This is a genomic window from Duganella radicis, assembly GCF_009720825.1.
GTDB classification, from domain to species: Bacteria; Pseudomonadota; Gammaproteobacteria; order Burkholderiales; family Burkholderiaceae_D; genus Rugamonas; species Rugamonas radicis.
The window spans coordinates 1-8,630 of record NZ_WNKY01000084.1; the positions used below are offsets into that span (position 1 = coordinate 1).

Annotated in this window: 10 protein-coding genes; 2 read left to right on the plus strand and 8 right to left on the minus strand. The window is 53.0% G+C overall.

Translation table 11 applies throughout. From position 1 onward, the window contains the following. Window positions 1–302: 302 nt before the first annotated feature. From GM676_RS30745 to GM676_RS30765, 5 genes are all read right to left on the minus strand, one after another. Window positions 303–989 carry a toll/interleukin-1 receptor domain-containing protein gene (locus GM676_RS30745; protein WP_155468370.1) on the minus strand — a complete coding sequence of 229 codons (687 nt, stop codon included), beginning with the start codon at window positions 987–989 and terminating at the stop codon, window positions 303–305. A 77-nt stretch (window positions 990–1,066) separates the two neighbouring features. After that, window positions 1,067–1,564, minus strand: coding sequence for a TIR domain-containing protein (locus GM676_RS30750; protein WP_155468371.1), 498 nt, complete (start codon window positions 1,562–1,564; stop codon window positions 1,067–1,069). Window positions 1,565–1,603: 39 nt separating this feature from the next. Next, window positions 1,604–2,191, minus strand: coding sequence for a toll/interleukin-1 receptor domain-containing protein (locus GM676_RS30755; protein WP_155468372.1), 588 nt, complete (start codon window positions 2,189–2,191; stop codon window positions 1,604–1,606). A gap of 1 nt (window position 2,192) precedes the next feature. Further along, the gene (locus GM676_RS30760) at window positions 2,193–3,752 is read right to left on the minus strand and encodes an SIR2 family protein (protein WP_155468373.1); all 1,560 of its coding nucleotides are present in this window, start codon (window positions 3,750–3,752) and stop codon (window positions 2,193–2,195) included. Window positions 3,753–3,915: 163 nt separating this feature from the next. Next, on the minus strand, window positions 3,916–4,155 hold the full coding sequence (locus tag GM676_RS30765; RefSeq protein ID WP_155468374.1) for a helix-turn-helix domain-containing protein: 240 nt from the start codon (window positions 4,153–4,155) through the stop codon (window positions 3,916–3,918). 117 nt (window positions 4,156–4,272) lie between these two features. On the opposite strand from GM676_RS30765, the gene GM676_RS30770 reads away from it, so the two are divergent. Beyond that, entirely contained in the window at window positions 4,273–4,590 is a 318-nt protein-coding gene (locus GM676_RS30770; protein WP_155468375.1) for a hypothetical protein, read from the plus strand. A 222-nt stretch (window positions 4,591–4,812) separates the two neighbouring features. Here the strand turns inward: GM676_RS30770 and GM676_RS30775 are convergent. After that, window positions 4,813–5,795, minus strand: a protein-coding gene (locus GM676_RS30775) for an IS5 family transposase (RefSeq protein ID WP_155468376.1) whose coding sequence is annotated in 2 segments (ribosomal slippage) — window positions 4,813–5,237 and window positions 5,237–5,795 — 984 coding nt in all. Because the reading frame shifts where the segments join, the coding sequence is not laid out codon by codon here. A 156-nt stretch (window positions 5,796–5,951) separates the two neighbouring features. On the opposite strand from GM676_RS30775, the gene GM676_RS30780 reads away from it, so the two are divergent. Continuing rightward, window positions 5,952–6,833 (plus strand): hypothetical protein, encoded by an 882-nt coding sequence (locus tag GM676_RS30780; RefSeq protein WP_155468377.1) that lies wholly within the window; start codon window positions 5,952–5,954, stop codon window positions 6,831–6,833. 142 nt (window positions 6,834–6,975) lie between these two features. Here the strand turns inward: GM676_RS30780 and GM676_RS30785 are convergent, their stop codons facing one another. Next, window positions 6,976–8,070, minus strand: a complete 1,095-nt coding sequence (locus tag GM676_RS30785; RefSeq protein ID WP_155468378.1) for a TniQ family protein — start codon at window positions 8,068–8,070, stop codon at window positions 6,976–6,978. Next, a partial coding sequence (locus GM676_RS31680; RefSeq protein WP_211923323.1) for a hypothetical protein occupies window positions 8,067–8,630 on the minus strand: 564 nt, incomplete at its 5' end. The genes GM676_RS30785 and GM676_RS31680, both read right to left, overlap by 4 nt.

Genomic DNA, 8,630 nt, shown 5'->3' on the forward strand with positions numbered 1-8,630 from the left:
CCTGCTGCGATTAGCGTTGTGCCGCCCCTTGCGCCGGGACAAGGCCACTGTGTCGGATGTGCCCTCCAGTCCAGGCGTACATTGGCTGCTGGGTGCCGGCAGAATTTGAATTATTCAGACCGGACTACTGAATGAACACAAAGCCAGCTTTATTTTGCCGCTCAGTTGGTTGAGGTGCCCAAACCACTCGATGTGGCCGGTGGAACGCTGGGTGCTGGCCGCCTCTCCCGACGAGAAGGAGCGACCAGTATTTCAGCGGCCAAATTTAACAGTTGAATGGCGAAGGTGTGTGGACAATAAGGCTATAGGGCCACTAGCTCGGCTAGCTTGGCCGCGACATTTGCCATCGTATCTTCAGCGGTGCTTAGCCCGCTTCGCGAGCCGAGAAGCGGGCTAACTTCGCGGAGCGCTTCATAGGTCGTGTTATGCACGATAGGCACTAACTGGTCACGCGCCAACAATGCCGAAAGCTCTCTGTCGGCTATACCCTCTTTGGGAAGGCGCAACAGTAGAGCTGGAGTCACTAGGACAAGCCCGATTCGCGAGTTCGCTAATCCCTTGTCAATGGCGCGCATCAACGGCACTCCAAGGCCGACATCCTTCTCGCTGAACCAAACGGAGACACCACACGACACGAGCAAATCGTGCAGCTCCTTGGCGGCTCCTTGTCGATCATCCCATGCATGGCAGAGAAATACGTCTCGAAGGTCAGGCTGCGTGGCGCGGTTCTCAACTGTGCGGCGGATTGGTGTGAGCGCCAGCACTTCGGCGGTTGTGTACGACACAGGCGAACTGGCTCGCGACCAGCGCGGCCTTGCGCCACCACCTGACCCAGTGACGCGGCTATGACCACTCCCGCCGCCGCCCGAAGAAGAGTAGGACGGAGCAGAATACGAGTAAGAGCGGCCATAGCGACCACCACATGCCGGGCAGGCTGCTGCTGCGCTCGCCGTGCGATGGCCGTGTACAGGAGCCGTGCATCTAGCCATGTCGTAATCCTTTCATTTGAAATCGCTCTTTCAAGTAGAGGGCCATGCACCGGCTGTGTTGACCGCAATCAAGTCACTCAATATTTATTTCGAATTTGTATCGCTTCCTCAATCCAAGCACTCAAATTCGAGCTGATATGGTCATACGCCTGCTTGCTATCTGTGTACGGGGGATCATAAGTCTTCACGATTGACGACAGAGCAGTCTTGTTTGCGCCCATGGTGAAATGTGCGAATGGATTTGCGCCCTTGGACGATTGCTGACCGGCCGAATTCTTCAGATTGTGGACATGAATTCCAAGGACGCCTTTCTTGTTATTCCACGATGTTTCGATTTCATAGTCGATCCATTTACGACGTGCCGTCTCAGCCCCGATAAGCACAATCGTGCATGAGCGGCCACTGAGTTGGCCGTCGATCCATTTCTGAATAGCTGCGTCTCCTCCCTTTTTGACAGCTTCCCAATCGTTGTCCGATGCCGGTTGATTGCCTTCAACAACGCCTATGTTGCGCACCTGCGAAGCGCGCCAATTGTCCGGAACATAATGAAAACTGTAGAACGCCTTACGTGCCATTATTTTCTCCCTAGTTTAAGTTATCAGCCCACAAAAAGATCAGCCATAGGAATTCCAGCTAGTTGCACCTTTTCCAAACTTGGCGAGAGTTGCCCAGCGGTTTCCCTTATCCTCAACAAAAATGTCTTCTACATTCGATCCCTTATATGTGTCCTTGGTTACTTGAGGATACAGGCCAAGGTACTCTTGGCTCGGAAAGGTCCCAGATTCAGAATCCATTAATGGGAGGACTGCGATTTGCCCCGGTTTATGCCCGTCGAAAAAGCCCAATTCCCAAGGCATCCATTTAGACGCAGTTGCCTTTTCGGTCGCAACATATATTAGTGACTTCGATTGCTTCATTCGCTTGCGAAGAATCTCAGCCGTCTTCTTTGAAACGGTGCTGCGATCCATCTGTGGGTCAGCATCCCAATCGACGTAAACCGAAAAACCCATCTTTTCCAATAGTTCTTTGACGCCCGTAATTAGCTCCGCGTCGTGAATTGAATGCGAAAGAAAAATATCAAAAGTATCAGCATCGGTTGATGCTGTTACCGAGTCCATGATATGCGCCTCAAACGCCTTCTTTAGTACGGTCTTTTTTGCCTGAGCTGCGGCACGTGCTTCGCTTTTTGTGAAATATTTCATGCTATGCCTTCTGTAATTCCGTCAATGCTGAAATAGTCGTTTTCAACTGATCGTCTAACGATCTCGTTGGGTCGCCAAGTTCTGTGAACCACGTCTTGAACGACGGACTCGCGGATGGATAATATGTGTCGAAATTCGTGTTTACCTTTTCCCATAGTGTCTTGGCGGCGAAGCCTGTGAATCCCAAGGGAAGGACTTTGACACCTTTCGCATGAGCCACCTCAAATTCCTCGATAACTCCGGGCGATTCTTCGATGCCGCCTGAAGCGGTAGCCAATCTGTTGCCAAACATGAATACAGATAGCCCAGCGAAATCGAGCATATTCTTGCGGTACTCAGTCCAAAGCTGCTTTCCTTCGGTCGATTGCGGAAACGGCCGTATCACTAATTCATCAGTCAGTATGCGTCGTTCATTTCGATAAATTTGCTGTAACGCTGCGTCAACGATGGTGCTGCCGATACCGAGCCCCAACCCAGTAACAATACGAAACTTCTTCTCAATCAGGGTCATGCCCAGTTTATGAACGAAGCTGAGAGCTTCTTCTGAAGACCACTGGCTACCGTAGCTATGCGCAGCGCCGGACACGAAGACCGTATCACTCTTATGGCGTCGTTCAACCATTCCCAATATCTCTGGGATTTGTTCGTAGCGATCAACCATTACAGCGCGAATGTTATATCGCTGAAGATCTCGAACAAATAGATCTTGCTTTGCAGTCCGATATGCCAAATCTCCTTCCTTGTCGTCAGCGTGCGCGCTTTCTTTCTTGACGAAGCAGTAGTGCTTCCTCAAATTGTTGCCATGCCGCGTATGTAGCCTACTTAGGACGTAGTCCAAGTTTGGGTCCGAAAAACTGAAGCCTACGAACAAGAACATTTTCGACAACAAATCCCCTGCTAATGCTGTCAAAAAATCGCCTCGGTTCAAATGGTAGGTCTCGTAGTCTTCTTTACATAGAACTGCGGAAGACGGGTTGGATGCGTCGCCGTGCATCTTGTAGACGATTGCGTCCCGCCCATGCAGGGTATGTAGCAATTGCGCTACCTCGTATTTGACATCAGCATTTTTTCCGACTGCGCGGAGTGCATCTTCAATGGTTGTATCGTAGTTGGTAGTCCAATACGTAAAAACCGGCAATCTGGCCAAGATTTGGTGGCTAGGCGTTATTTCTGTTTTTTTCTTTGAAAAGTTGTTGAGAATGGCATTGCTCAAGTCGTTGCGGTTATTGCTGTGGTGGTTCACATGATATTGTGCAATTTTGACAAGATCATGCTCCTTTTCCACGTCGAGACTTAGTTCATCCGCAAGTGGCTTGAGCAAGCCTTTCCAGTCAACAAATCCCGCACCAACGGATAGACCGGCCCCGGCGAAAATGGCGACATTCCGCTCCCTGAGTTCGTTGGAAAAATCTTCAACAAATTTCTCAATTGTTACTGTGACCATCGTGCCCCCGCTCTTTAGACTTGTCGCCCGCGCTGATAAGTCTTGGTATAAGTGAATGCTTGCTTGGTGCTTAATATACACCTTTTTTAATCGATGGAAACTCACAGTTTCTTTCATGAGACTACCATCATGGAAGTAACTCCGCGACGCTGTTCCTCTATGCGCGGGGGCTTCCTTAACCTTTAGATTTCCGTTATGGCGCGAATTTCCTGAGCAAGGGGGCACGGAGTGCGGGCAAACAAAATTCGATCCGCCACATGGAAACGGCTCGAATCGCTGCTCAGGCTTGTGGAGGTAGAGGTACGCCAACTAGGTCGTTGACATCAGCTTCCAGAATGGTCGCCAGCTTGCACAGCACCAGCAAGGAAGGATTCCCAACACCACGCTCGATCTGGCTGATGTAGGTCCGGTCGAGATCAGCGCTCAGGGCGAGCGCCTCCTGCGACAACCCTTTTTGGCCTCGCAGTACCCGAATGTTGACCGCAAGCTGCTTGCGTATCTGATCATAGTCCCGTCCCATGCAAGGGAGGATGCCGGTGGCGGGACTATCAATCCACGGATTATATTCGACAAATGATGACTATAGTCCATATTTGTAGAATATAATCTACAATCCTCAATGTCTCGGAGAAAACGCATGGGCTGGCACATACTTGGCAATCGGATACTGTCCGACAAGGAAATGCACGCTAAGAGCGGCGAATTTCTTGATATCGCAGTGCCGTCTGTACCAACGGGAATCATTGTCTGGATTCTGACTGAGTTCTTGCCGAAATTTCATTTTTTCGTCGTACATACCACCACGACCAAACTGATCTATGTTGGCGTAGGCATCATCGCGTTCTTGATGTGCTATGCCTATCGCAAACTGATCGCGACGCTAGCCGTAATCGCATTCTTCGGCTTCATCTTGTTCTGCGCTGGCATGACCTTTTTAGAATGGGTAGCCAAGTAGGGCAAAATGGTCCCTATTTGTCATCGGCGAAAAGTCCCATAGCTGACCGTCAGTCAGCCAGTACATGCTCATTTGCCTATGGAGCCGCTGATCAATTCGCTCTCTCATCCAAGAATCGGTAGCAGTGCGGACGAACGCAGACGCTGACGACGCGGGTCGATTCTTGGGGTTTAATGAAGCCCTTTTTGCCGATTTAAGCCCGTGGCTCGTGCCTTTCGGCGATCAAGACGCTCTTCGGGTTTCGGTGACCGTAAAGCGCCTGCCGGCCAGAACCAAATTGGCGAAGGCGAACAGCGTGAACAGCTGCGCGGTGTTCTTTGCCAAGCCGCGATAGCGTGTTTTGCGATGGCGGAACAGGTTCTTGATGACATGGAAGGGATGCTCAACTTTTGCGCGCACGCTGGCCTTCAGATGCTCCAGTTTTTCGAGCATGCGCCCCAGTTTGTTACCGGGCAAGGCCTTGCGTTTGGAACGCTTCAAAGCCACATGCCACGTCACCGCTTTGCCGATATTTTCGGGCCGTTTCTCGACGCCTTGGTAACCGGCGTCGCCGAGCGCTGCTGTCTCGTCGCCGTGCAGCAGCGCGTGCGCCTGCGTCACGTCCGAGACGTTGCCGGCCGTGCCAACGACCGTGTGCACCAGGCCGACGCAGCATCAACGCCGATGTGGGCTTTCATCCCGAAGTGCCAGTCATTGCCCTTCTTCGATTGGTGCATCTCTGGATCGCGCTTGCCGTCCTTGTTCTTGGTCGATGGCGGCGCGGCGATCAGCGTCGCGTCGACGATGGTCCCCTCGCGCATCATCAAGCCCTTTTCGGCCAGGTGTCCGTTGATCGCGTCGAAGATTTTCCGCGTCAGTTCCTTCGATTCGAGCAGGTGGCGAAACTTGAGCAGCGTCGTCGCGTCCGGCGCCGACTCTCGGCCCAGGTCGATGCCGACGAAAGCGCGAATGGCCTGGCTGTCGTAGATCGCGTCCTCAATGCCTTCGTCCGACAGACCAAAGCATTGTTGGGCCACATACATGCGCAGCATACGCGCCAAGCCAATCGGTGGCCGGCCCGCGCCTTCGACTTTCGGATAGAACGGTTCGACCAGTTTGTGCAGCTTGCCCCATGGCGTCACGCTGTCGATCTCAGCGAGGAAACGGTCGCGCCGCGTGAGCTTTTTCTTGGCGGCGTATTCGAGGTCGGCGAAGCTCTTTTGCATGATCGGTGGCAAGCGGTGAACGTTGCGATATTGTCTCAGGTCGGCACGTCGGCGGGAGCGCGGTCTGACGAATTAATCAGCGATTCCCTAGATCGCGCTTCGCCGCTAAAGTAGTGCTGTGCATCAACACTTGATCCTCCAACCACGGCGCTATACATGCTTTTCTATCACTACACTTCCGTTCCCCTTGCCGAGGCCATTCTGACCAACGGTGGCATCAACGATGGGCATCTGGTCCGGGCGAACGGCGAAATCATTAAGCCAGTTGTTTGGCTTACGACCTCTCCGAGCCACGAGGGCCATGGACTGCTAACCGGTAAGGAAACATACAGCGAGGAAGATATCGCGTTCCTTACCAGAGTTGAAGGCGAACCACCCCGCAATGGAATTACTCACAACAAGACGGCTATGCGTATCGCGGTTGACCTTCCCGAAAACACGCCGGGCCTGATCTCGTTCAACGACTTCTGCATACAAAACGAACCACCGCACTTTGCGCGTCGGACAGGATTGACCGTTTTCCACAAGCTCAAGGGCATGGATACTGCGGCGGCGCTAGCGCGGTTCAAGGACACCGAAACAATGGAGGATACTTGGTGGGTGAGCGCCGATCCTGTTCTTCAAGATCGGATCGTAGCTGTCGATTTCAACTCGGCCAGCGGGTTTGTCCCGTACTCGTTTGAAGATCATGGTCGCGAGCCATTTCTTGATGCGGGATTTAGCGTGGTGTCGAAGGAGTCGCTTGCCACCCTAAACAAGATCGTGATGCCGGGCCACAAATTCGACCTCGTAAAGGCGATCCTGCTGTGTGACAAGCCTGAGCGGGAACCGATCGTCTTGATTCGTGGAGCGAACTATTTTACGGCGTTCATCGTCAAGGATGGCCGTCCTTGCTTCGAACGTGAAAAAGGCTTGGACCATGCACCCGTGCAAGCTTGGATCGCAGAAAACAGGTCTGAAATTTTGGCGTGCTGGGAAGAGGCCGTCGAAGTGATGTATCGATATTACCCTGAAAAGCGGATCGCAGGCCGCCAGTAGTGGATCGCTGACGGTAATGATGATCATGCCCTGCCGCTGGGACACTGTTCATGCCCTTCCACGGCTAGAGGAGGCCAGCAAGTGGTATCCCAGCGATGAAATTGATTGGTTTGCGCGGTCCTTTGGAAATTGCTTGGGAGCGCTATTTGTCATGCCGATGCAGGGGGCCGTAAGGCTCCGCTGAATGCACGTAAAAGATTTCAGTCTGGGAAAAGCCCTGCATGTACATTTCGATTTCTGTCGAAGGTATCCTCTGCTGACGACGGCCCCCGCTTGGCCATTTTATCTGCCCGCATCGAATAAGCTGAGCTAACTTTGCTGGGGGCATTTGCAGAAGCGTGCACACCTCACTTTTGCTTAAGTAGGCCAGCCGTGAGTCACCTGATCCAACCCTCACGAGCGGTGAGACGTGGCTTATTACGTCTTCAGCAAAGCGAATGAGCGATTTACTCCCCGACAAAAAGGACAATAGCTGGACCCGTGGATTCATGAGCGGCAGTCCTTTAGCGACCAGCGTAACAACATGCTCGAAAGCCGCAACTTCGCCGCGGGAGAATGAGATGGCGGCTTGAAGTCGAGTGTACTCGTCGGCGGGGGTATTTTTCAAACCATCAAATCGCTCTAATGCACTCCAGAATTCAAGTACGCTGTTCAACGCGTCAGCGTCACCGGAGTCCAGCATCTGCTGGACTGCACTCATCGAATCGATGTCGATGGAACTTCCGTGCATCAGTAAGAGACTTGCCCGGCAATGATTGCATCTTGCCAGCTCGCCGCGACCAATGGATGGCACTCTCCCGCAGTTTCTGCAACGATCAACGAGGAGGCATTTGTGGGCAATGCAGGCAGCGAAGGGGCGAATTAGCCATAGCTGTCGCCAATACGGGCGGTCCTTCAAGCATTGAGCACAGAACGTACTCGCGTCGTCACGTCGGAAACATCGATCCGGTATGGTTACGGTGCCGTAATGGCGCGGCGAGTTTCGTGATTCGTCAACGCGCTTAAATGCACGCGTTGCCGTCTCATCGTTGAAGCCGACCGCTCGAACGAGGTGCCGATATCTTTCACGATCTATCAGGCAAGCTTTCAAAGAGGGCTCGTTTATTTTTATCCCGGTACCGGACAACAATTGATAGACGTTGGTGTGTCCGTTTGCCTCTGCCGCCCTGATTAGCACGCTTGCGGCGGTTTCGTCGTCGAAGACGATAGGTGCGTTTGGCAGGATGGTTCGCTTCATAACGCGCCCCGCAAAGCGGTGGCCAACGAGCCCGGCGACATGCGAAACGGATTCTCTCTGCAAAGGCTCGCATGCGCGGCAATGCCCCCTTCCCACGCAGTCGCAAAATCTTCAAGCGTGACAGTCCTACTTCCCGCCTTAAGCGCGTGCAAAATGCCCTCTTTGATCAACGACATTACGAATGCGGGGCTCCCGCCTGTGGCGGCATGCATCTGATGCGCTTGATGCGTCTGATCGAATCGAGGAAATGCCGTGAGTTCGAGCTTTTGCATGGCATGGTGGCGAATCTCGTTCAAAAACGGAATCAGATTCCCCGGATTCTCGCTCGTGCCAGCGGTAAACGAATCCAACTGAAACTGCATCGGAAAGCGCCGGGCAAGTTGGCTATCAATGGAGAGAATCGGCGCGAAGGACGGCATCCCGACGAGGCAAAAAGTGAATCGCCCCGGGTTTGAAGGAGGCTCCAACATTTGAGAAAATGGAGCCACCATGAAAAAATCAGTCCGATATTCCCCCGAAGTGATGGAGCGCGCCGTGCGCATGGTCCAGGAGGCCGGCAG